Annotated in this window: 16 protein-coding genes; 14 read left to right on the top strand and 2 right to left on the bottom strand. The window is 60.6% G+C overall.

What is annotated here, in order from left to right; genetic code table 11:
* Positions 1-101 precede the first annotated feature (101 nt).
* Together uvrA and B0G52_RS02375 are read left to right on the top strand one after the other, a co-directional pair.
* A complete protein-coding gene (uvrA, locus tag B0G52_RS02380) occupies positions 102-2,606 on the top strand; it encodes an excinuclease ABC subunit UvrA (protein WP_094041892.1) in 2,505 nt (834 codons plus the stop codon).
* A gap of 152 nt (positions 2,607-2,758) precedes the next feature.
* Positions 2,759-3,577 carry a TetR/AcrR family transcriptional regulator gene (locus B0G52_RS02375; protein WP_233162279.1) on the top strand — a complete coding sequence of 273 codons (819 nt, stop codon included), beginning with the start codon at positions 2,759-2,761 and terminating at the stop codon, positions 3,575-3,577.
* Between the two features lie 71 nt (positions 3,578-3,648).
* Here B0G52_RS02375 and B0G52_RS02370 read toward each other — a convergent pair whose 3' ends face one another.
* Complete coding sequence (locus tag B0G52_RS02370) at positions 3,649-4,440, bottom strand: ABC transporter permease (RefSeq protein ID WP_094041891.1); 792 nt, start codon at positions 4,438-4,440, stop codon at positions 3,649-3,651.
* Entirely contained in the window at positions 4,437-5,327 is an 891-nt protein-coding gene (locus B0G52_RS02365) for an ATP-binding cassette domain-containing protein (protein ID WP_094041890.1), read from the bottom strand. Before B0G52_RS02365 ends, B0G52_RS02370 begins: the two co-directional genes overlap by 4 nt.
* Before the next feature lie 184 nt (positions 5,328-5,511).
* On the opposite strand from B0G52_RS02365, the gene B0G52_RS02360 reads away from it, so the two are divergent.
* The 12 genes from B0G52_RS02360 (at position 5,512) to B0G52_RS02305 (ending at position 22,031) form a co-directional block, all read left to right on the top strand.
* Positions 5,512-7,491 (top strand): AraC family transcriptional regulator, encoded by a 1,980-nt coding sequence (locus B0G52_RS02360; protein ID WP_233162277.1) that lies wholly within the window; start codon positions 5,512-5,514, stop codon positions 7,489-7,491.
* A gap of 72 nt (positions 7,492-7,563) precedes the next feature.
* Entirely contained in the window at positions 7,564-8,592 is a 1,029-nt protein-coding gene (locus B0G52_RS02355) for a FecCD family ABC transporter permease (protein ID WP_233162275.1), read from the top strand.
* Positions 8,585-9,589: a FecCD family ABC transporter permease gene (locus B0G52_RS02350; protein ID WP_094041889.1), complete on the top strand. Its 1,005-nt coding sequence runs from the start codon at positions 8,585-8,587 to the stop codon at positions 9,587-9,589. Before B0G52_RS02355 ends, B0G52_RS02350 begins: the two co-directional genes overlap by 8 nt.
* Before the next feature lie 105 nt (positions 9,590-9,694).
* A complete protein-coding gene (locus tag B0G52_RS02345) occupies positions 9,695-11,341 on the top strand; it encodes an AraC family transcriptional regulator (protein WP_094041888.1) in 1,647 nt (548 codons plus the stop codon).
* 100 nt (positions 11,342-11,441) lie between these two features.
* Positions 11,442-12,485: an ABC transporter substrate-binding protein gene (locus B0G52_RS02340; protein ID WP_094041887.1), complete on the top strand. Its 1,044-nt coding sequence runs from the start codon at positions 11,442-11,444 to the stop codon at positions 12,483-12,485.
* Between the two features lie 226 nt (positions 12,486-12,711).
* Complete coding sequence (locus tag B0G52_RS02335; RefSeq protein ID WP_233162272.1) at positions 12,712-13,785, top strand: Gfo/Idh/MocA family protein; 1,074 nt, start codon at positions 12,712-12,714, stop codon at positions 13,783-13,785.
* Positions 13,786-14,033: 248 nt separating this feature from the next.
* Positions 14,034-15,341: an extracellular solute-binding protein gene (locus tag B0G52_RS02330; RefSeq protein WP_094041885.1), complete on the top strand. Its 1,308-nt coding sequence runs from the start codon at positions 14,034-14,036 to the stop codon at positions 15,339-15,341.
* A 77-nt stretch (positions 15,342-15,418) separates the two neighbouring features.
* On the top strand, positions 15,419-16,348 hold the full coding sequence (locus B0G52_RS02325; protein WP_094041884.1) for a carbohydrate ABC transporter permease: 930 nt from the start codon (positions 15,419-15,421) through the stop codon (positions 16,346-16,348).
* 23 nt (positions 16,349-16,371) lie between these two features.
* Positions 16,372-17,205 (top strand): carbohydrate ABC transporter permease, encoded by an 834-nt coding sequence (locus tag B0G52_RS02320; protein ID WP_233162271.1) that lies wholly within the window; start codon positions 16,372-16,374, stop codon positions 17,203-17,205.
* 97 nt (positions 17,206-17,302) lie between these two features.
* Positions 17,303-19,129 carry a cache domain-containing sensor histidine kinase gene (locus tag B0G52_RS02315; protein ID WP_094041883.1) on the top strand — a complete coding sequence of 609 codons (1,827 nt, stop codon included), beginning with the start codon at positions 17,303-17,305 and terminating at the stop codon, positions 19,127-19,129.
* A 2-nt stretch (positions 19,130-19,131) separates the two neighbouring features.
* Positions 19,132-20,709, top strand: a complete 1,578-nt coding sequence (locus B0G52_RS02310) for a response regulator (protein WP_158223546.1) — start codon at positions 19,132-19,134, stop codon at positions 20,707-20,709.
* Positions 20,710-20,723: 14 nt separating this feature from the next.
* On the top strand, positions 20,724-22,031 hold the full coding sequence (locus B0G52_RS02305) for an extracellular solute-binding protein (RefSeq protein ID WP_094041881.1): 1,308 nt from the start codon (positions 20,724-20,726) through the stop codon (positions 22,029-22,031).
* The last annotated feature ends 801 nt before the right edge of the window (positions 22,032-22,832 follow it).

Below are 22,832 nucleotides of genomic sequence, written 5' to 3'. Positions count from 1 at the left end.
GATGCTGCGCAAGGGGAGGGCGTCGAACTTTAAGACTTGCATGAATGTTGTAGCATAGAGTTGTTAATCTAGGCTAAGCATCCCTGCGAGGAGGAATGAAGATGCAAGGAACGATTCGGATCAAGGGAGCGCGGGAGAACAATCTGAAAAACATCTCTCTCGACATTCCGAAGCACAAGCTGGTCGTCGTGACCGGACCGTCGGGCTCAGGCAAGTCGACGCTCGCGATGGACACGCTGCAGAGGGAGTGCCAGCGGCAGTACATGGAGTCGATGGGCATGGTGTCGGATTCGGTGGCCAAGCCGAAGGTCGATTCCATCGAAGGGCTGTCGCCGTCGATCGGAGTCGGCCAGCATGCGACCAATCGCAATCCGCGTTCGACGATCGGCACGGTGACGGACGTCTACACGCTGCTCAGAATCGTATTCTCCAAGCTGGGAGAACGACCGTGCCCCCGATGCGGGACGACGGTCGTCTCCGCTCCGGACGGAGCGGGAGGCTACGGGATTCCGGACGAAGACGAGGAAGCGGACATGCGCCTGAGCGAACCCTGTCCGAGATGCGGCCATGCCCTCGAGAAGCTGACGATGACGCACTTCTCGTTCAACAAGCCGGAAGGGGCATGCGAAGGCTGCAGCGGGCTCGGCCATGTCGCGTCGCTCGATCTGACGGCCGTCTTCGACGAGGAACTCAGCGTTCGCGGAGGGGGCGTGCGGATCTGGTACGACTTTATCGTCGAATACAGCTTGAGTATTTTGAAGGCGGCGGCCAACCATTACGGCTTCGAGTTCGACGAGCATGCCCCGATCAAGACGCTTGGGGAAGCGCAGCGGGACCTGCTGTTCTACGGCGTCGAGAGCGAGCGGTTCTCCAGCCGCTTCCCCGACGTCAAGCCGCCGAAGGCGGTCGGCCAAGGCAAGTTCGAAGGCGTCGTTACGGGAATCTGGAGAAAATATCGGGAGAAGGGCAGCGAGGGCGGAGGAGCGGAGCTGTTCATCGAGCGGACCTGTACGGAATGCGGCGGAGAGAAGCTGAAGAAGTCGAGCCTTCAGGTGAAGGTGAACGGCGCTTCCATTGGCGAGATCTCTTCCCGGGCAATCGCGGACGCGCTGGACTGGACGCAGACGCTCAGAAGCGGACTGACGCCCGGACAATCGGACATCACCGAGGCGCTGCTGCACGATATGATCGTCCGGATGAAGCGCATCGTCGACGTCGGACTCGGCTATATGTCGCTGAACCGGCAGGTGGTTACGCTGTCCGGAGGCGAGGCGCAGCGGCTGCGGCTGGCGTCCATTCTCGGCTCGGGGCTGACCGGCGTGCTGTACATTCTGGACGAGCCGACCGCCGGGCTGCATCCCCGGGATACGAGAGGGCTGATCCGGGTATTGAAGCAGCTTCGGGACTTGGGCAATACCGTTCTCGTCATCGAGCACGACGAGGAAGTGATGCGGGCAGCGGACCATATTATCGACATCGGTCCGGGAGCCGGGAGCTTCGGAGGAACCGTCGTCGGACAGGGACGATTGGAGGAGCTGATCGCGGACCCGCGCTCGGTGACCGGGGCGATCTTCAGGGACGAAGGCGTGCAGGCGGCTCCGCCGAGACGGAAAGGGAGCGGGGAGCGGCTGACGATTCGCGGCGCAAACTTGCGCAATCTGCAGGGCATTACCGTGTCGCTGCCGCTCGGCTGCCAGATCTCCGTCACCGGAGTGTCCGGTTCGGGCAAGTCGACGCTGCTGTTCGACCTGCTGGCCGCGTCGGGGAGATCGGGCGGTCCGTTCCCCGGCTGCGCGGGCATAGACGGATGGGAGGCGGTTCCCGAACTGATCACGGTCGACCAGACGCCTCTGTCGCGGATGCAGCGCTCGAACGTCGCCACTTACTCCGACGTGTATACGCATATGCGGAACTGGTTCGCCGGCCTGCCGCAAGCGAAGCAAGCCAAGCTGACGGCCAAGCATTTCTCGTTCAATACGCCGGGAGGACGCTGCGAGCATTGCGAGGGACTCGGCGTCGTATCCGTTCATATGCATTTCCTGCCCGAGCTGGAGGTGCGCTGTCCCGCCTGCCGCGGCAGAAGGTTCAAAGAGGAGGTGCTGAGCGTCCAGTACGAAGGGCGCACGATCTCCGACATTCTCGATATGACGGTTCAGGAGAGCTTGTCCTTTCTTGCCGGCAGGCCGAAAATCGCGGAGACGACCGAGCTGCTGTGCGAGGTCGGCCTCGGTTACTTGAAGTGGGGGCAATCGGTTCGCACGCTGTCGGGCGGCGAGGGGCAGCGCCTCAAGCTGGCGAAGGAGCTGGGCAAGAAGACGAAGCAGCGCACGCTGTACTTGCTGGATGAGCCGTCGACGGGGCTTCACCCGGGAGACGTGCGGCAGCTTCAGGTGCTGCTCTCGAAGCTGGTCGAGGCCGGCCACACGGTCGTGCTGGTGGAGCACAATATGGACCTCGTCTGGCAGTCGGATTGGGTCGTCGATATCGGTCCGGAGGGCGGTGCGGGCGGAGGGCGCGTCGTCGCCGAAGGGGCGCCTGAAGAGGTCGCCGCGGTCGAAGCGTCGCATACCGGACAGTTCCTGCGAGAGAAGTACGCGGTTCGATAAGCGAAAATCGGAATGGCCGGGAGCGGGACTCCCGGCCATTCTCGGTGAGCGGTTCAATTTTCCCTCCGGCGATTGTGGTATACTGTTTACATCGTATACACTTTTTGCGCAGTTCCTTGGCGGGGGCTCGCGAACACTTCAAGGAGAGAACGATGGAACAGATGCGCGACGGAAACAATGGGGACGGATTAAACGAAGAGGCGCTGGAGAAGCTGCCGAACGGAGCGAAGCTCGGGTGGGGGCTGGTGAAGCCTTCGACGCGGGGACCGAAAGGAGAGCTGAGCGTCAAGAAAATCGTCGACGCGGCAGTCGCGCTGGCCGACCGGGACGGCCTTGCCGCCGTATCGATGAGCCGGGTCGCGGCGTCTCTTGGTTTTACGACGATGTCGCTGTATCGATATATCGCGAGCAAAGACGATCTTCTGATGCTGATGTACGATTCCGTAAGCGAGCTGGAGCTCCCGGAGAGAAAGGACGGAGATTGGCGGGCCGAGATGCGGGCGTACGTGTGGGCGTGTGTGGAGGTGTTCGTCAAGCATCCCTGGTTTGGCGATATTCCGGTGACCTCGATCCCGATCATGCCGAACACGCTGAAAATCATCGATTGGATGTTGGGGACGATGCGCACTTTTCCGCTGAACGAGCATGAGAAGATGTCGATCCTGCTGCTTCTGAGCAGCTACAGCCGCTCCGTCGGATTGATCAACCGCGATTTCGGCCAGGCGCTTAAGGCGGGGGCCAATCCGGATACGTTCAACGGGTTGGAGTACAGCGCGGCGCTGAAGCAGCTCGTCAAGCCGGACAGCTATCCTCACTTGTATCCGATCGTCATGTCGGGCACCTACGCAGGGGAGAACGAACAGACGAGCACGGTCGGCGACGACTTCGATTTCGGCCTGGAGCGCATTCTGGACGGCGTTCAGCATTATTTGGATACTCGGAAGGCGCCTGGGCCCGGCCTCGGTCAATAAGTTCATGAGGCGCGCTTAACTCTCGCAGCCGGGTCCGGCCCTGGTCGAGCTCGAGAGGCGAGCTTATCGGTTTATCTGCGTCCGGCGCGGCGGCGGAACGAGATGCCGCACCACGCGATGGCGACTGCGATGAGCAGCGCGCACCAGCCGACGGCCAGCCAGGCCTGATCGCCGATCGGCGTGCCGGTCAGCAGGCCGCGGATCGTCTCGATGACCGGCGTAATCGGCTGGTGGTTGGCGACGCCTTGCAGCCAGCCCGGCATCGTCTCCGTCTGCACGAACGCGCTGGACAGGTAGGGGAGGAACAGCAGGGCGAAGCCGTAGCCGCTGGCCGCCGATGGGCTGCCCGCGACGAGTCCGATCGCGGCGAACAGCCACGTGAAGGCGAGAATGAACAGCACGATGACGCCGAGCGCGGCCAGCCACTCCGTCAGGCCGGCATTGGGGCGAAAGCCGACGAGGAAGGCGACGCCGATGACGATCGCGGTGGCGAGCAGATTGCGGGCGAGGCTGGCGGCGACATGACCGGTCACGACGCCCATGCTGTGAATCGGCATCGTGCGGAAGCGGTCGATGATGCCGTTCGTCATGTCCATGGAGACGTCGACGGCTGTGCTGGAAGATCCGAAGCCGGCGCACAGCAGGATGATGCCCGGAACGACGTAGTTGACATAGTTGCCGCTCGGATCGAGCGCGCCGCCGAATACATAGGTGAACAGCAGCATAAGCATCACTGGAAGCATAACGGCCATGAGCAGAGCCTCGACGTTTCGCAGGCTGAGGCGAATGCTGCGGCCGATGAAGACGGCGTTGGCGACGAGGAAGGAAGCCGAAGCGGGCGCCGAACGGGAAGAGAGATTCATGAGATCGATTCCTCCAAACGCGGTTGGGATGTAAGAGCCAGGAACACATCGTCCATGCTCGGCTTGCGCAGGCTTACGCGCGCGTCCGGCGGGAGCAGGGGAGCAAGCTCGGACAGCGCCTGACGGACGTCGGCGATCGTGCCGGACGTGGACACCGTCCGCAGCAGCGCCTCGTTGCGGTCGCGCAGCTCGATCACTTCCTCGCCGACTCTGGCTTTCAGCTCTGCGGGCGTTCCGGTCGCGACGATCCGTCCGCCGTCGATGACCGAGATCGTATCGGCCAATTGGTCGGCCTCCTCCAAGTATTGCGTCGTCAGGAAGACGGTAATGCCGCGTTCTTTCAACTGGAGGATGATCTTCCATAGCGTCTGCCGGCTTATCGTATCCAGGCCGGTCGTCGGTTCGTCCAGAAACAGCACCGGACGATCGACGACAAGGCTGACGGCGAGATCAAGCCTTCTGCGCATGCCGCCCGAATACGACTTCACCCGCTTGCCTGCTGCCGACTGGAGCTCGAACCGCTGCAGCAGCTCCGCCGTACGTGTCTTCGACTCCGACGGGGATAATCCGGACAGACGGCAGATCATCCGCACATTTTCTTCCCCGGTCAGCATTTCGTCCACGGCCGCGAACTGTCCGGTCAAGCTGATGGACATTTTCACTTTCGTTTTCTCCGCCGCAACGTCGTACCCCGCTACCCTCGCCTCTCCCGCATCGGCGGCCGTCAAAGTAGACAGAATATTGATCAGCGTCGTCTTGCCCGCGCCGTTCGGTCCGAGCAGCGCATAGATGATGCCGGATGGCACGGACAGATCGACCCCGTCCAGAACGACTTGCTTGCCGAAGCGTTTCTTCAAACCCTTCGTTTCTATAGCGAGCTGTTTCATCCTTGTTCCCCTTTCGTCCTTTATAAAACTGTATGTTTTGTAAACAGTATATTATGTATACAGTTTAGTGGCAACAATAATATTTTTCGATTTAATCGCCCCTCCCATCCAAAACAATCCTGTTATTGAGAATGATTTTCAATTATAATTTGGCAGAGAGCAAGGAAGTTGGGAGGAGCGTCGAGTGAATTATCGAGACCATGTCTTGTTGTGGAACCAAGCGTTCGTCCAGGTGATGGACCTGCGTCATACGCATATGGAGCGGGGGACGGCTCTGCGGGCTTATCGGCTGCCGTCCAGCGCTTTTATCTATATCGTTCGGGGAAGCGCGATCGTCGGTTTGGACGGGGAGAGCAAATCTGTGGAGCGGTTTCACGTGCTGCACGGGGGCAAAGGAACTCGCCTCGATATCGAGGCGCAGGATCCGCTCGAGTATTATCTCATCCTGTACAAGGCGAATTTATCGCCGCCTTGCCGCCAAGAGCTCGTAAATCTGCTGGAGAAGGAGAGGCCGTTCGGCCTGCAATACGACTTCAAGCCGGGGGAACCGCTCGCCCTGTTCGATCTGCTCGTTCGGATGGAAGGAAGCTGGCGGCCGGAGAGGCCGGAGGACAAGCTGTATGCGAAAGCTTTATTTTATCGCTTCGTGCACGAAATGCTGCGGCAATTCGGCGATCAGGGAGTGGCGGCGCTTAAGCCCGACCCGGTCGCGCAGGCGGTTCGCTACCTCCACGAGAACTATAAGGAGCCGATTACGCTCGAATCTCTCGCCGGACTGCTCGACTGCCATCCGCGGCACTTGCAGCGGCTGTTCAAGAGCAGAACGGGCACGAGCCCGATCGACTATCTCATTCGCGTGCGCATGGACAAGGCGAAGGAGCTGCTGCTGACGACGGATTTCACCCTTAAAGACATCGCGGAAGGGGTAGGCTACGCGGACAGCTACTATTTCGGCCGATTGTTCAAGAAAACGGAGGGGGTTTCGCCGATTCGCTTCAAGGATATGGGCGGCAGCGTTCAGGGGCGTCGCCATAATCCATTTCGCTTGTCCGGATCCTCCATTGCGAAGATCGGCTCATCCGGCTATATTGTTAATGAACATGAGAATCATTATCAACTGGGTAGAGAGGGAGTCATACACATGCAATGGCAAGTCAAATCGAGAGCTCTTACGTTCGCCACTTTATTGCTAGGTCTGTCCTTGCTGCTCGGCGCGTGCGGAGCGGCAAACAATAGTTCCGCCACCGGAAGCCCGTCGCCATCGTCCGGCAGCGTCGCGTCGCCGTCCGCGTCCTCGCCGCAAGCATCCGCGAGCGAGGCGCCGCGCGTCGTCAAGCATGCGATGGGAGAAGAGACGCTGGTCGGCACGCCGAAGCGCGTCGTCATTCTGACCAACGAAGGAACGGAGGCGCTTCTGGCGGTTGGCATCAAGCCGGTCGGGGCGGTGCAATCCTGGATCGGAGATCCGTGGTACGACCATATCAAGGACGAAATGGAAGGCGTAACGGCGGTAGGGGACGAGCTTCAGCCCAACGTCGAGCTGATCGCCAGCCTCGAACCGGATTTGATTATCGGCAACAAAGTCAGACAGGAAAAAATCTACGAGCAATTAAAGGCGATCGCGCCGACCGTATTCGCGGCCGATCTGGGCGGCAACTGGAAGGAAAACTTCGAGCTGTACTCCGAAGCGGTCAACAAAAAAGCGGAAGGCGAGAAGGCGATGGCCGACTTCGACAAGCGCGTTGAGGAAGTGAAGGCCAAGCTCGGCGACAAGGCGGCGACGAAAGTGTCCCTGGTCCGTTTCTCCGCCGCTCAGGTGCGAATCTATCAGAAGCAAACGTTCGCCGGAGTGCTGCTGAACCAGCTTGGAATCGCCCGGCCTGAGGCGCAGGACAAAGACGCGTTCATCGAAATTATGACCAAGGAAAACATTCCGAATATGGACGGGGACGTCATGTTCTACTTCGTATCGGAAAATCCGGGCTCTACGGACGCGTCCAAAGTGGTGGAAGAGTGGATGAACGATCCGCTGTTCAAAAACTTGAGCGTAGCCAAGAACAACAAGGTGATCCAGGTGGACGAAGCGATCTGGAATACGGCCGGAGGCTATGAAGCGGCGAACCTGCTGCTGGACGAGCTGGTGGCATACTTCGAAGTGAAATAAGAAATGGCATGCCGGCAAGCTGACGCCCCTGACGCGTCGGCTTGTTGAGCTTTTGGGCGACGGGTGAGACAGTTGAAGCAATCGCAGGAAAACGCGTTTCGTTTGCATAACCGCAGGCAGAGGGCGGCCGGCTTGTTCGTCGGCGCAGTTCTGCTGCTGGCAAGCGTCTTATTGAGCATATTGCTCGGTCTTCACAATTACGGAATCGCGGATCTGTGGCAATCCTACCGCCATTTCGACGGTTCCAACGACCATCTGATCCTGACGACGACCCGGGTGCCCCGGGCGCTCGTGGCGCTTGCGACGGGAGCCAGCCTTGCCGTTGCGGGAGCGGTCATGCAGGTCGTCACGAAAAATCCGCTGGCGTCGCCGTCGGTGCTGGGCATTAACTCGGGCGCGTCGCTGTTCGTCGTGGTTGGGCTGATCGCCTTCGGCTCTTCGCTGACGCTCGGCGGCATGATCTGGATCGCGTTCGCGGGCGCGCTCGCGGCGGCAGCGTTCGTCTATGCGATCGGCGCCCGCGAACGGGGAGGCTTCGAGCCGGTCAGGCTGACCTTGGCCGGAGCCGCGATCGCGGCTTTCGCGTCGTCGGCTACGTCGGGGCTCATGCTTCTCCACAAGCAATCGCTGGAATCCGCCTTGTTCTGGATGATCGGCTCCGTCTCGGGCAGGAAGCTGGAGCACCTGGCGGACGTTCTTCCCTACATGCTGGCGGGACTGGCGCTGGCGATGCTGCTGTCGGGATCGCTGAACGTCATGGCGCTCGGCGACGACAACGCCAAGAGCCTCGGTCAGAGACTGTTGATCTCCCGGGCCGCGGCGGCGGTCGCCGTCGTGCTCCTCGCGGGCAGCTCCGTCGCCATCGCCGGTCCGATCGCGTTCGTTGGCCTCGTCGTGCCGCACCTGTGCAGGGCGCTCGTCGGCAACGACCACCGCTGGCTCATTCCTTATTGCGCGATAACGGGCGCCATTCTTCTGGTTACGGCCGATCTCGCCTCGCGATTCGTCCTGATGCCGAAGGAAGTTCCCGTAGGGGTCGCGACGGCGCTGATCGGCGTTCCGTTTCTGATCCGCGTCGCGAGAAGGAGGAAGCATGAGTAGGCGGAATTCGCGCAGGACGATGTACCTGCTGTTGTCGTTAACCGTTGTAACGGCGTTGACCGCGCTTGTCTGTCTGTCGATAGGAGGAGTGGGAGTTCCCCTCAAGGAGGTCGTCCTGTCTCTGATCGGAAGGAACGACCAGGGCAGCGACCTGATCGTCATGAAGCTCCGGATGCCAAGAATCATGGCGGCTCTGCTGGTTGGAGCGGCGCTGGCGGTGTCCGGGGCGCTGCTCCAGGGCGTCGTTCGCAATCCGCTCGCTTCGCCCGATCTGATGGGGGTGACGGGAGGCGCTTCGGTCGCCGCAGTCGCCTTCATGACGCTGTTCCAGGGATACAGCGTTCACTGGATTCCGGTCGTCGCGATTGCCGGCGCTTTCGTCGCGGCCGCGATCAACTACGTGCTGGCTTGGAGCAAGGGCGTATCGCCGATGAGGCTCGTGCTGATCGGAATCGGCATCTCCACGGCGGCCGGCGCAATCACGATGTTCCTGCTGATCAGCGGCCCGGCTTATCTCGCGGCTCAGGTGCTGAACTGGATGACGGGAAGCGTCTACGGCACCAACTGGACGTACATTCAGGCGCTATGGCCGTGGGTTGCGTTATTTTTGCCGCTCTCGCTGCTCTATGCCAAGGAATTGAACGTGCAGTCGCTCGGCGACGCCGCGGCCATCGGTCTGGGAAGCCGGCTTCAGCTTCATCGCATCATCCTTATCGGAATCAGCGTCGCCTTGGCGGGAGCGGCTGTAGGCATAGCCGGCACGCTTTCCTTTATTGGGCTGCTGGCGCCTCATATGGCGAGGAGAATCGCCGGACGATCGCATGCGGTAATCATTCCGGTATCCGCGCTGATCGGCGCCAATCTGCTGCTGTTGTCCGATCTGGCCGGCAGAACGCTGTTCCAGCCTCTCGACATTCCCGCAGGCGTGTTTACGGCCGGGATCGGAGCGCCGTTTTTCCTGTATTTGCTTATGCGGAGAGAGAAAGCGAAGTCGTAAAAGCGGGCGGGTGTCCGGGGCCGAGCGATTGTCCGACGGCCGTCATGCGTGTACACTGAAAGTACATCGCGACAATGATTAGCCGAAGGACGGATACGCTGACCTATGGATGAATTATATACGTGCACGGGCGCATGGCGGACCGTGCTGCAAGCGGCGGACGGGGCGGACAGACGCTGGACGGACGGCTACTGTCTGTTCGCCGCCCTTGGAGGCCAAGGCCGGCTTGCGATCGACGGGGAGCAATGGATGATGACGCCGGGAACGATCGTCTTCTGCAATCCGGACCGGTTCGCGGAAATGCAGGCGGCCGATAAACGCCATCTGGAAGTCGCTTGCGTGCGCTTCTCCATCGTCCGCCGCAGCGAAGCGGCGGGCGAAGAAGGCGTCTACCGGGAACGGACGAACCGCTGGCTGCCGGACGGCGAGATCGAGACCGGCGCTTCCTATCGGACGGCGGAGCTTGTTCGGGACATTCTGGCCGCTTCGACGGATACCGACGACATTAAGCTCATGCGCAGGGAGATGCTGCTGTACGAGCTGCTGCTGCGGTTGAGGGAGCAAAGCCCGGCAGCCGGCAGTCCTGCCGCGGCTCCGGATCACCGAACGGCGATCCACATGGTGACCTCGTATTTGCAGCAGCATTACAACGAAGAGATTACGAGGGATGCGATGGCGGCGCTGGCCGGCTTCCATCCGCGCGTCTTCTCCGGCCTGTTCAAACAGGAGACGGGCATCGGCTTCGCCGACTATTTGGCCGGCATCCGCATTCGCAAGGCGAAGGAGCAGCTTCTGCTTACCCGCGACAATCTGGACGAGATCGCCCGCAATGTCGGTTACTCGAACGGCCTGTATTTGAGCCGCAAGTTTAAGCAGGCGACCGGCTTCTCGCCGAAGGCTTACTTGAGCGAGCCGAAGCGGGTCGTCATCTACGATTGGATCGGCAGCCTGCTCGCGCTCGGCGTAAAGCCGGTCGGAGCTTCCTACTTCGGCGGGCTGGGCAAACATTTTCTGCTGAGGGAGGAAGTGCGGGATCTGGTCGACGTGGGGCGGACGTCTGTGCAGCCGGTTATCGATCTGGACCCGGAATTGATCGTCGCGCCGCTATGGCTCGGCGCGGAGCTGATCGGCAAGCTGCAGGCGGTCGCGCCGACGATGGTCGTTCCGTACGGAGACCCGGTCGAGCGCTTGCGCCGTCTGGCGGACGCTCTCGGCAAGCGGGCGGAGGCGGAAGCCTGCGTGTCGCGTTATATGGAGCGGGGGAAGAGGATTCGGGAGGAGATCGCCGATATTATCATTCCTGGCGAGACGGTCGGCCTCTACGAGCTCAGTCCCGACAGCATCTGGGTATTCAGCGAGTTTCACGGACGCGGGGGGTACAACCTGTATCGGGCGATGGAGCTGGAGCCCCCGGACAGCGTTCGCCGTCACGTCATGGGCAAGGGGATGATTACCGAACTGCGGATGGAACAGTTGCCGGAGTATGCGGCGGACCATATGTTCGTCTGCTATCCGTTCACCTCCGACAGCGAGGCGTGGGTCGCTCGTATGATGCGTCACCCGGTTTGGAGCTCGATCGAGGCGTATCGCAACAATCGTATTTACTTTGTCGACCGGCAGCTGTTCCATTCCGCGGACATGCTGTCGATGATCAAGCAGTTGGAGCTGCAAAGAGAGCTGCTGCTGAAGCACGGAAGGGCAGGCGGCGGCCCGTGCGTCTTTGTGCATGAAAGGAATGACTTTAATCCATAGACGGCCGCATTCATCCTGATAAAATAAGATTGTCCGATGATAATGAGAATCGATCTCATCTAAGTGGGGCAGTTTATGGAATCGGGAGGAGTTACGAAGGATGGGTTGGAAAAGAAGAAACAGATTGCTGTATGCGTTGGTCGCCGCAGCGATGACGGTGATGCTGCTTGCGGCTTGCGGCGGCAATAACGATAAAGCGGGGGACGCCGGAGCGACCGAACCGGCCGGTACAGGTCAGGCGGCTCCTTCGCAAGAGCAGGAGGCCGCTTCTCCGGAAGCCGAGCCTCAGGAGGACGAGCAGACGGAGCGGACGCTGGTCGATCCGCTCGGACATGAGGTGGTTGTGCCCGCCAAGCCCCAGCGCGTGCTGGGGTCTTATCTGGAAGACTACTTGGTGGCGCTCGGCGTCGAGCCGGTAGCCCAGTGGTCGGTCGGCGGTTCGCCTATGGGATATTTGCAGGAGGAGCTGGCGGACGTTCAGACGGTTCCGCACGACCTTCCGTTCGAAGCGGTGACCAGCCTCGCTCCGGACTTGATTCTGATCGGGGACGAGGCGCTGATCGCCGACGGCAAATACGATACGTACGCCAAAATCGCCCCGACCTACGCCCTCGGCCAGGAAGTGAATACGGACTGGCGCAAGGCGCTGCTCAAGATCGGCGAGGTGCTCGGCAAGGGAGAGGAAGCCCAGTCGGTGCTGGACTCGTACGATGAGGAATTGCGGGTCGCCCGCGAGAAGATCGACGCGGCGTACGAAGGCAAGCGTCCTTCCGCCACGGCCATCTGGCTCGTGTCCAAAACGTTCTGGATGGTCAGCGACAACCAGTCCAGCGGCGACGTGCTGTACCGCGATCTCGGATTGGCCGTGCCGGAGCTTGTCGAGCGCATCTCCAAGGGCGAGGGCGGCATCTGGAAATCCGTCTCGCTGGAGGCGCTGACCGAGCTGGACGCCGACCATATTTTCCTGATCAACAGCGACGCCGCCACCGGGTCGGAGGCGCTCAAGGACCCGATCTGGCAGAGCGTCAAAGCGGTCAAAAACGGCAACGTCCACGAATATCCGGCCAATTCCAGCTGGCTGTATACCGGAATTATCGCCAACCGGCAAATCGTCGAGGACGTGCTGGAAAGCCTGGCTCCCTGAGCCATGTACCTATACGTGCGAGAGAGAAGCCTTTCGATTCCGCAGCTGCGGGTCGGAGGGCTTTTCGCTGTTCATTGCCGCCAAGAAGGAGTCGCCCGTTCCGATTCCGTGTTTTATATTCGGAAGATGCCGCGGCTTGCAGGAATTTCGCCGCGCGCTGCGAATCGATAAGGCGATACCCTTATGATGAGGGTTGAACCTCTTCATGCGAAAGAAGGCGATCTCTGTGAGCAGGCAAGTCAGCATCGGAGTTATCGGATTGGGCGGAATGGCAAGATATCATATCGAGCAGTTGGGCAAGGTGGAGGGCGTGAAGATCGTCGCGCTGTGCGACGTCAGCGAGGAAGCGCTGGCGGAGGTGGGCGGCAATCTGGGCGTGCCGGAGGAGCGGCGCTATCGCGATGCGGATGCGCTCATCGCCGATGCGGGGGTGGAAGGCGTCGTCTCCGTGACGCCGAACGATTCGCATGCGGCGATTCTGCTGGCATGCATCGCGGCGGGCAAGCCGCTCTTCGCGGAGAAGCCGCTGACGCGGACGCTGGACGAGGCGCGCGAGGTGCTGGAGGCGTACCGCCGCCGCCCGATTCCGCTGCTGATCAATTTCTCGTACCGCAACGGACCGGCTTTCCAATATGCGCGGAAGTTCGTCGCCGAAGGCAAGCTGGGCCGCATCAACCATCTGTTCGTGCAATATTTGCAGGACTGGGGCTCGACGGTGAAAAACACGCCGTTCCTGTGGCGCTTCGACGAGGCGGTGACGGGAACGGGGACGCTCGGAGACCTCGGCTCGCATATGATCGACATCGCGGAATATTTGACCGGGGGACGCATGGCCGAGCTTCAGGCAATGCTAACGACGATCGTGCCGGAGCGCCCTCATCCGCGGACGGGGGAGTCCGTACCGGTCAAGGTCGACGACTTCGCCTGCTTTAACGCCCGCTTCGCGGACGGCGCAGTCGGGGTGTTCCAGACGTCGCGCAACGCGCTCGGCTCAGGCAACCAGCACGAGATCGCGCTGTACGGGGAGAAGGGGACGCTGCGCGTCAGCACGCTGAACGACCGGCAGCTCGTCTGGACGTATCCGACGGAGGACGGCAGGGAGACGGCGACCCAGAAGATCGACGTCGCGGAGAACGAAGGGCTGAACCCGTGGGCGGAGTTCGCCGAACGCATCCGCGGCGAGAGTCCGGCCAGCCCGGAATTCGCCGGGCTGGAGGACGGCTATCGCAATCAACTGCTTCTCGAAGCGGTCGTGCGGGCGAACACGGCCCGGGCTGCGGTTGCGGTCGAAGCGGAATAAGAAATATTACCCCAATAAGGTGTCGGGCATTCCGATTGCAATCGGAACGTTCGACACCTTTTTTGCTGCGCGTGCGGTCCAAGCCTCGTCAAACTACGGAACGCAGTCCCCCTAAAGCGTAATGTAAGCGGTTTCCGAATCCGGCCGAATTCTCGCATACTAAACGAGCAACGACATCCAACCTCCGGGTCAGCCGAAGGGGTTGCCCGGAGTCAGATGTAAATCACGTTAATGGGGGAGATCAGGCGATGAAAAAAAGCTTATCCGTTGTGCTGGCGTTCGCGCTGACGTTCGTATTGGCCGCATGCGGCGGGGGAAATAACGAAGGGGCGCCGAGCGGAAGCGCCAGCCCGAGCAAGGCGTCCGAGAGCTCCGCGAAACCGGCGGAAAAGGTCACGATCGAATATTGGCACACGTATTCGGACTCCGAGGAGAAGGTGCTGCTCGAGAAGATCAAGCCGAAGTTCGAGACCGAGCATCCGAACATCGAGCTGAAGCTGACCCGCATGCCGTACGAGGGGCTGAAGGACCAGGTGATCGCGGCGGTGGCCGGCGACGCGGCTCCCGATCTGATGCGGATGGACATCATCTGGGTGCCCGAGCTCGCCTCGAAGGGAGCGCTGAAGAAGCTGAGCGATCTGCCCGGCTTCGACGACGTGAAGAGCGCCGTATTCGACAGTCCGATGCAGACGAACATTTTCAAGGGCGAATATTACGGCGTGCCGCTTAACACGAACACGAAAGTCGCCATCTACAACGCTGATACGCTGAAGGAAGCGGGGCTGGATCAGGCGCCGGCGACAATGGACGAACTCGTGCAAGCCGCCCGCAACCTGAAATCCCAAGGCAAGCAGGGCATCGGCGTATCGAGCATCGGGGCGTGGGGCGTGCTGCCTTACTTCTGGAGCCTCGGCGGCAAAGTGACGAACGACGACTATACGCAGGTGGACGGTTATCTGAACAGCCCGGCCAGCATCGAGGCGCTGGAGACGATCGTGAGCTGGAACAACGAAGGGCTCGTCATTCCGGCGCTGCTCGGCGGAGAACCGGGCTCGTGGGACGGCCTGAAGTCCGGCCAGTATATGATGATCGACGACGGTCCGTGGTTTTTCAGCATTCTGCTCGGCGATGCGGAGAACACGTTTAACCCGCTGGACAAAACGGTTCGCGCGCAGCTCCCGGCCGGTCCCGGCGGCAGCATCTCGGTTGTCGGCGGAGAGAACCTCGTATCGTTCGCCAATTCCAAGCATCCGGAGGAAGCTTGGACGTTCATGAAGTGGATGCTCGGCAAGGAGCCGCAGCAGATCATGGTCGAAGCCGGGATGGTGCCGACGAACCGCGAGGCCGCGCAGGCGATCGATCCGGGCCAGAATCCGTACATCGGCACGTTCATCGAGCAGCTCAACACGGCGCTGCCGCGCACGCCGATCCCGCAATGGGGCGAGATGGAGACGATCTTCAACCTGAGCCTGGAGAAAGCGATCCGCGGCGATCAGACGGCGGCGGACGCGCTGAACGAAGCGGTGAAGCAGATTAACGCCATTCTGGCCAAGTAGCTTTACCACGAAGACGGCTGCGCCGGCGAAGCACTCGCGGCGCGGCCGTCGCTATCCCATAGAAGGAGGCCATAGCCGTGACGCAAGCGACGCTGCCCCGCAAATCCCGGTTCCGAACCGGTCTGACGCAATGGCTGAACGCTCTTCCGTTCGTCGCCGTCGGGCTCGTCGGCGTTCTCGTCTTCGTCGTCTACCCGATGATCCAGAACGTCAAGGTGAGCTTTCAGGAATTCAATATTTTACCCGGACAGAACAGTCCGTGGGTCGGGTGGGACAACTACCGCTCCGTATTCGACGATCCGAACGACAAGTTCATGATCGCGCTCAAGAACACGTTCCTCAACGTAGCGGTCACCGTGCCGATCAACTGGTTTCTCGCGGTGTTTTTCGCTGTCGTCATCAATACCCGATTCGTGAAAATGAAGGTCGCGTTCCGCACGCTGTACTACTTGCCGATTGTGACGTCGTGGATCGTCGTTGCGCTGCTGTTCAAATATTTGTTCGCCGACGGATCGGGCGGCTTCGTCAACTACGTGCTGCTGAACGTCGGCATCCTGTCCGAGCCGATCGCCTGGAAGAGCCATTACTGGTCGGCGATGATCATGATCTGGCTGTTCCATATTTGGAAGACGGTCGGCTGGGGCATTGTCATCTATCTGGCCGCCCTCCAGGGCATCCCGCGCGACTTGTACGAGGCGGCGGACATGGACGGCGCTTCGGCGACGGGGAAGTTTTTCCGCGTGACGCTGCCGATGCTGCGCCCGATTACGGTGTTCGTGCTGATCAATCTGGTCAACGGGGCGTTCGGCTTTTTCCCGCAGGTGTACTTCATTACGGCCGGCGGTCCGATGAACCAGACGCAGGTCATTCCGAGCCTGATCTACATGGAGGCGTTCAAGCACTTCCACTTCGGGGAAGCGGCGGCGATGGGCGTCATGATGGGGCTGCTCGTATTTGCCGTCACGTATTACCAGATGACCAAGATCGGCAAGCAACGCTTGTTCTGACGACGATTGGAGGAGACCCGACTATGCGAACGCCATGGATGACGAAGCTCGCCGTATATGCCATTCTCGTGGCCGGAGCGCTGCTGTTCGTTTTTCCGTTCATTTATATGATTCTCACTTCCTTCTTCACCGCCACGTTCTCGCTGCCGAGGCCGGAGGAAGTGTTCAGCGTCACGCCCAACTTCATCAACTATCAGGTGGTGTGGGGCAAAAACCATTTCGCGCAATACTTCGGCAACAGCATGCTGCTCACGTCGGTGGCGATGCTGGGAGCGCTGCTCGTCAGTTCGTTGACCGCATACGGGTTTGCGCGGTTTTCTTTTCCCGGCAAGGAGGGCGTATTCCGCTTGTTCCTGCTCACGATGATGATCCCGTCGGTCATCAACATCATTCCGCAATTCATCATCATCAAAAATATGGGGCTGGTGAACACGTACGCGGGATTATGGCTCGTCTACATCGCAACCGGCGTCGTGGGCAACATGTTTTTTCTCCGGGGGTTCTTCGAGAGCATTCCGCGGGAGCTGGAGGAGTCGGTGCTGATCGACGGCGGGGGGAACTGGCGCATCTATTGGAACATCTACCTGCCCTTGTCGCTGCCCGCGATGGGAACGCTCGCGATCTTCGTGTTCCAGGCGACATGGGAGGAATACTTCCTGGCGCTGACGATCATCAAGAGCGAGGCGCTGCGCACGCTGCCGATCGCCATTCTGATGTTCAACGACAAGTACGCGACCAACTACGGGCAAATTTTCGCCGCTTCGATCATCGCGCTGCTGCCGGTCATTCTGATCTATATCGCCTTCCAGAAGAAATTCGTGCAGTCGGGCTTTAACGAAGGGGCGGTAAAAGGGTGACGGGGGACGGAATTCCGGAATATGAGACACCATGTTGAAAGTGCTTTCATAGAGTCCTCCCGGCGGTGTACAATAGGCGTACGGGAGGAGAGCGGGAATGAATCAACTCGTATGGGGCGCGGCCCAGAGGCTTCGAGGGAGCAGAAGGTTCGCGACGAAAATGATCCTGGCCCTGCTCGTCGTCATTCTCATTCCGACGCTGACGAGCGTGCTGTTCTACAACGCTTCGTCGAAGCTCGTCAAGAAAAACGTCCGCGTCTCCTCGCTTCAACTCGTCCGGCAGGCCGCCGACGCTCTGTCCGCGATCATGCTTGCCGGCACGGACGCCTCCAACATTCTGTACAGCGACGTCAAGCTGCAGCAGGCCGCGCGCAATGCGAGTCCGACGCCGGAAGAGGAGGAAGCCTACAAAACGTACGTGTCCAATCTGCTGAACAACTACGTGGGCTCCAATTCCTTCGTGAAAACGCTGTACGTGCTCAGAGAGGAAGGCACAAGCTGGGGGAGCGGTTCGTTTAAGCTGTCGAAAATCTACGTGCAATCGCTGGACGACCTGGAGTGGGCCAGGATGGCCAGGCTGAAGGACGGGAAGCCGGCTTGGGGAAAGCTGGCTTACGATCCGTACAGCGGCATCGGGGACATCAACGATCTGGTGCTGCCCGTCACCCGCGTCATTAAAGATTTCGAGTCGCTCGACGACATCGGCTATTTGCTCGTTAACCTGGACGGCAACAAAATATTGGATCGGATCGGACAAATCCGTCTCGGGGATACCGGCGGATTTTTCGTCGTCGACGAGTCTGGGACGATTGTGATCGACCGCCGACTGGACCGTCTCGGGCAGCCTCTGTCCGATCCGGAGCTGAGGGAATGGGCGGCGTCCGGCAACGCCGCCGAGTTCGAGCACGAGGAGGACGGCGTTCGCTTCTACCATATCAAGCAGACGCTGACGAACGGCTGGAGCGTCGTCGGCTCGGTGCCGATCCACGAAATAACCGATCAACTGACGAGCATGCGCCGCATGATCTGGACGTCGGCCGTCGGATTCGCGCTGCTCGCCGTGGCGATCGGTCTCGTCCTGGCTCGCCAGGTGACGAAGCCGATCCAGCAGCTGACTTCGCAGATGAAGGTGGCGGAAGGCGGCGACTTCACGGCGCGTACGGAAGTTCGGACCAAGGACGAGATCGGGCTGCTCAGCCGGCAGTTCAACAAAATGATCAAGCGAATCGACGAGCTCGTGCGCGAAGTGCGGGAGGTGCAGGAGAGCAAGCGCCAAGCGGAGCTGAGGGCGGTCATGCACCGCATCAATCCGCATTTCCTGTTCAATACGCTCAGCACGATCAAGTGGCTCGTCCGCTACAACCAGAGCTCCAAAGCGTACGACGCGCTGTCGTCGCTCGTGCTGCTGCTGGAGGCCAACATGGGCAAGAAGGGCAGCTTCGTCACGCTTGCGGAGGAGTTGGACATCGTCGCGAAATATTTGTCCATCCTGCAAATCCGTTACGATACGGAATTCCGGCTGCAGCTTGACATCGCGCCCGAGGCGGAGACGTTCCCGGTGCCGCGGATGCTCGTTCAGCCGATCGTGGAGAACGCCGTGTTCCACGGGCTCGTGCCGCTTGGCGGAGGAGGCGACATACGGATCGAGGCGAGCGCGACGGAGGAGGCGATCGCCATTGCGATCCGCGACAACGGCCGCGGGATCTCGCCGGACGATCTGCAGAAGCTGGGCGGCGTTCCGCAAGGCGCGGAGCCGGCCGGAATGACGGGAATCGGGCTGATGCACGTTCGCGAATGGATTCGGCTCTATTACCCTCCCGGCTCGGAAATGCGAATCGGCAGCGGCGGCGAGGCGGGAGGAACGGTCGTGCACATGAAGCTGATCAAGCCGAAGGGCGAGCGCGAGCAGCGCGAGGAGGGATGAGCATGTACCGGGTAGCGATCGTGGACGACGAGCCGGTCATCCGGTTCGGGATCAAGGCGTCGGTCGACTGGGGACGGGAGAACGTCGGGCTTATCGGCGATTTCGCCAACGGAGAAGAAGCCTGGCGGTCGCTCGAAAGCGAGCCGGTCGATATTCTGATCACCGACATCAAGATGCCCGTCATGGACGGCCTCGAGCTGACGAGACGGACGCTGGAGCGCCATCCGCGGACGAAGGTGATTTTCGTCAGCAGCTACAACGATTTCGAATACGTCCGCCAGGGGCTGAAGCTGGGCGTCGTCGATTATTTGCTGAAGCCGACGCTGGAGCCCGAGGGACTGCTGGAGCTCGTCCGCAAATGTCTGGGGCAGATCGAGGAAGAGAGGCGGCAGGACCGGGACAGACAGCTCGTATGGATGACGAAGCTGGCCTCCGGCCGCAAGCGGCTGGAATCGGACGTCAAGCGTGCGCTGGCCCACGACGACGGAGGTCTGTCCGCGGATGCGGCGCCCGAATGGATGAAGCGCGGCTATGCGATCTGCACCGTGCTGATCGACGGGCTGAGAGAGACGGAGGAGAGGTTCGGCCAGCTTCATGCCGCCATTTTGCTGGAGGAGATGCAGGAGCTGTTCTACGAGACGGCGGAGGAAGGCGTCGCGTTCCTGGTCGGAACGCGAACGCTCGTGCTGATCGTTCCTGCGGGAGCAGGCGGCGGAGTGCTGCCGCAGCCGGTTCTCGGCTCCGTTGCGGAGCGGTGGGCAGAAAGACTCGGCGTCAGGGTAACGATCGGCTGCGCGTTCGGAGGGAGCGCGGAAGAGCTGAGAGACGTCTTCCAGGCGAGCGGTTCGGCGGCGGAGCGCCGTTTTTTCGAAGGCGGCGGGCTGTACGGTCCGTCCGGGGCCGGACAGGCGCAGGGGCAGGAGCCGTCCTCGGAGTATCCGACTTCCGCTCAACTGCTGCAGGAGCTGAAGACGAGCGCGCAGACCCGGGATGCGGAGAGCGCCGACGCGATCGTGCGCGCATGGATCGGACGCTGGGAGACGATGCGGCCCGATCCCGATGCGGTGCGCAAGGAAGCGTTCGAGATCGTGACGGCGCTGTTCATGAACGAGCAGGAGATGATCGTGCTGCTCGAAGGCTTCGAGGAGCTTAAGCGCAGCGAAACGTTCGGAGAGCTGACCGACCTGCTGCAGGCGCAGATTCGGGGCTACCGAAAGTCGTTCGCCGCCGGATCGCATACGTACAAGGGCAACAAACAGCTGATCGATAAGGCGATCGCGTACATCGCGCAGCACTATACGGGCGAAATCACGCTGCAGCAGCTTGCCGATTACGTCCATATGAGCAAAAACTATTTCTGTCTCCAATTCAAGCATCATACGGGTTTTAACTTTATCGATTATTTGATTCGCCTGCGCATCGGCAAAGCGAAGGAACTGCTGGGGGACCCGAGCCTGAAAATATACGAGGTGGCGCAGAGATCGGGCTTCAACGACGTCAAATACTTCAGCAAGCTGTTCAAAAAGACGACCGGAGCGTCTCCGGTCGAATATCGCGAACGTCTGCCGAGACGCGAATAAGGGGAGGGACGACGGTGACGAAACTTGTGAGGACGATTGGTGGTAAGCTTCGCCGCCGTTCGCTTGCCGCCCTGCGTCAGGCGCTGGTCGTCGTCCTGCTGACGGGCTGCGGCGCGGAAAGCATCATCGGCAGGGACGAGGTCGAGCTGGTAATGGAGCCGGAGGCCGCCGAAGTGATCACGGTCTGGCATACGTACAGCGACGTAGAGATGAAAGTATTCGAGGACGAGGTCATTCCGGCTTTCGAGGCACAGCACCCGGATATTCGCGTCGTATCGGTCAAGCATCTGTACGAGTATTTCAAAGGCTCGCTGATCGCCGAGACGACTTCGGGCACCGGGCCGGACGTCGTGCGCATGGATATCGCCTGGCTGCCGGAATTCGCCCGGCTGGGGCTGATCGAGCCGATCGACGCCTATCCCGAGCTGCCTCGCGTCACGAAGCTGCTGTTGGAGTCGGCGCTCGAGTCCGGCAAATACGAGGGCCGGTACTACGGGCTGCCGCTGAACATCAATACGAAGGTCGCTATTTACAGCCGAGAGCTGCTGCGCAAAGCCGGTCTGGACAAACCGCCGGAGACGATGGACGAATTGGTGGCGCTCAGCGAGCGGACCGGCTACCAGCTCGGTGTCAACGGCATCAATACGTGGGCGGTGCTGCCTTATTTCGTCGGGCTGGGCGGACGGCTGACGAACGAGGATTATACGCGGGCGAGCGGGTATTTGGACAGTCCGGACAGCATTCAGGCCGTTCATACGCTGAAGCGCCTGGTCGAATCGAACCTCGTCAGCGCCGACGTGCTGTCCGGCAGGCTGGAGCGCTGGCAGGCGGTGCCGGACGGCAAGCTGCTCATGATGGACGAAGGACCGTGGTACTACACGATTCTATCGAATGTGGAAGGCTACGATGACGAGAAGCTGCGGGACAATACGGTGCCGGCTCCGTTCCCGCATAATCCGGGGACGAAAGGCTCGATCATCGGCGGAGAAAATCTGGTGCTGATGGAAAGCTCCCGGAATAAGCAGGCGGCCTGGACGTTCGTGAAGTGGATGGCGGGCGTGGAGGCGCAGCGGCTTATGTTCAAAGCCGGGCTGCTGCCGACGAACGCCGAAGCGAGCGAATCGGAGGAGACTTACAGCCCGACGATCAGGCCGTACGTGGAAAGCCTCGACGCGTCGTTCCTCCGTCCTCCGGTGGCGAGCTGGGCGAAGATCGACACGGCGTTTAACGAGATGTTCGAGCGAATGCTGCACGGCCGCGTCCCGGTCGAAATCGGTCTGGAGCAGCTGGCCAAGCAGATTGACGAGTGGCTTCAGGAGTAAGAGGTTCGGATGGAGAAGCCCTTCCCCCTGGTTGTATGGCTGGGGGAGGGCTTCTTTGCATGGGGGATGTGACTTAGCCCGATGAACGATATCGACTAACATGTTTCATTAGCGATTGTCCTGAGGCAGGCAATACGCTCGCATAACGGTAACCCGCTCTAGGCCGACGCCGTCGGGTTACAGCTCGAAATTCCGATGTTTGCACGCTCCAAGCCGACACCGTCGGGTTACAGCTCGAAATTCCGATGTTTGCACGCTCTAGGCCGACGCCGTCGGGTTACAGCTCGAAATTTCGATGTTTGCACGCTCCAAGCCGACGCTGTCGGGCTGCAGCTCGAAATTCCGATGTTTGCACGCTCTAGGCCGACGCCGTCGGGTTACAGCTCGAAATTCCGATGTTGCACGCTCCAAGCCGGCACCGTCGGGCTGCAGCTCGAAATTCCGATGTTGCACGCTCCAAGCCGACACCGTCGGGTTACAGCTCGAAATTCCGATGTTTGCACGCTCCAAGCCGACGCTGTCGGGCTGCAGCTCGAAATTCCGATGTTTGCACGCTCCAAGCCGACGCCGTCGGGTTACAGCTCGAAATTCCGATGTTGCAGCTCCAAGCCGACACCGTCGGGTTACAGCTCGAAATTTCGATGTTTGCACGCTCTAGGCCGACGCCGTCGGGTTACAGCTCGAAATTCCGATGTTTGCACGCTCTAGGCCGACGCTGTCGGGCTGCAGCTCGAAATTCCGATGTTTGCACGCTCTAGGCCGACACCGTCGGGTTACAGCTCGAAATTCCGATGTTTGCAC

The organism is Cohnella sp. SGD-V74 (genome assembly GCF_003001675.1).
Lineage (GTDB): Bacteria > Bacillota > Bacilli > Paenibacillales > Paenibacillaceae > Cohnella.
The sequence above is the reverse complement of the archived record's forward strand: the minus strand, read 5'-3'. Positions and strand labels throughout refer to the sequence as shown.